The 1,312-nt window shown below is 50.4% G+C and carries 2 protein-coding genes and 1 pseudogene; all 3 read left to right on the top strand.

Going from position 1 to position 1,312, the window contains the following annotated elements:
- Positions 1-237: pseudogene (locus tag JUI81_RS31600) on the top strand (transposase); the annotation flags it as partial.
- A gap of 106 nt (positions 238-343) precedes the next feature.
- Positions 344-694: a hypothetical protein gene (locus JUI81_RS31605; protein ID WP_204125691.1), complete on the top strand. Its 351-nt coding sequence runs from the start codon at positions 344-346 to the stop codon at positions 692-694.
- Positions 694-936 carry a hypothetical protein gene (locus JUI81_RS31610; protein WP_019582927.1) on the top strand — a complete coding sequence of 81 codons (243 nt, stop codon included), beginning with the start codon at positions 694-696 and terminating at the stop codon, positions 934-936. The genes JUI81_RS31605 and JUI81_RS31610 overlap by 1 nt, the downstream gene beginning before the upstream one ends.
- Positions 937-1,312: the final 376 nt, after the last annotated feature.

Here is a 1,312-nt window from a genome sequence, read left to right on the forward strand (position 1 = left end):
CGCTTCCGTTCGTGCCTTGTTCAAAGTGATAGTTATGTATTGGCCTGTTATCGCTACATTGAGATGAATCCTGTCAGAGCCAAAATGGTGACGCATCCTGCGGAATATCGTTGGTCGAGTTATCGTGCTAACGCACAATCAGAGTTTTCGCATCTCATTACCCCGCATGCTCAGTACCTATCGCTTGGGGACACAGATGTATCGACTGCTGAAGTCTATCAAGCGAGTTGGAGATAGGATTGGTTGACCAGATTCGGGCTGCCACCAATGGCAACTATGTACTTGGTGATTCGCGATTTGCGGCCGAAATTGAAGCTATGATTGGGCGACGAGCTCGGCGGGGATGCCCGGGCAGACCGAAAAAGCATTCGATTTTTTAGATGGAAAACGTGGTCTGTCCCCGTTTCCCCAGGCGGGTCAGGTTATTTCCAACGCCGGTCGGGCGGTCACAAAGCATCCGGAGTATTTTGGCTTTGAGGATACGGCAGCACTGCGTAAGGTTTACAGGAGTGATGCTCTATTGAATGAGCTTGCAGAAAATTCGATTAGAGATGTTCTACGAGGCGGGGTCAAAACCACTGGTGTGAGTGGGAGGTATCCAGCCGGATGGGTGACCTACACATTGCCTAACGGCAGGGCGGCGAGTTGGGGGCTGGATGGGGAATTTATCGGCTTCCGTGGAGTCAAGAACTGATGAAACAGCTCGAATTTGAAAAAGTAGGGGATATAAATAGTTTTTTTCCTTACTTGTGTGTTTATTTTAAAGGCGAAAGTGAGCCTTTTATGGATGTCGGGATTTCTGAGAAAGGGGTCATTGAATTTACCTTTTATCCGAGCAAAAAAAATGTGGTGTTAAGCATTTCTCAATGGGAAGAGCTATCTGCCCGTGCCCAAGTTTTTCTAATGGCTGAATTAAGAAATAAAGAATTTGAATAGAGGAAGAGAAAGGGAGGTATTTGTCTGGTTTGTCCAGAAAATAAATCTGAGAATCATCTAGCCGGCCTCCCCACCTCACGGAGGGAAAAACGGGGACAGACCACGTTTTTCCTAGGGGGTAGAGACAGCTCCCGGCGACAGCAGCGTCACCCCGCCCCAGCATCAAAAATCGCTGTCCAGCATCCAGCCACGGAACCTGCAGCCTGTTGATTATGTGGCGTCGAACGTGGGCGTCGGTGCCAGCGCGATCGACGTCAGCGCACCGGCTGCCAATTCAACCGGCTCGACACTGCCTGGTCGTTCCACGGCCTTTACCATCAATCGCGTCCAAGGGTTGCCGGCCAGCAGCGGCCAGTCCAAACCCCAGAAATACCTG

Source organism: Pseudomonas sp. 008, assembly GCF_016861935.1.
Classification (GTDB): domain Bacteria; phylum Pseudomonadota; class Gammaproteobacteria; order Pseudomonadales; family Pseudomonadaceae; genus Aquipseudomonas.

What these genes read in the sequence shown, in the direction of transcription:
- JUI81_RS31605 (WP_204125691.1), top strand. Translation starts at nt 344, where the DNA reads ATGCCCGGGCAGACCGAAAAAGCATTCGATTTTTTAGATGGAAAACGT.
- JUI81_RS31610 (WP_019582927.1), top strand. Translation starts at nt 694, where the DNA reads ATGAAACAGCTCGAATTTGAAAAAGTAGGGGATATAAATAGTTTTTTT.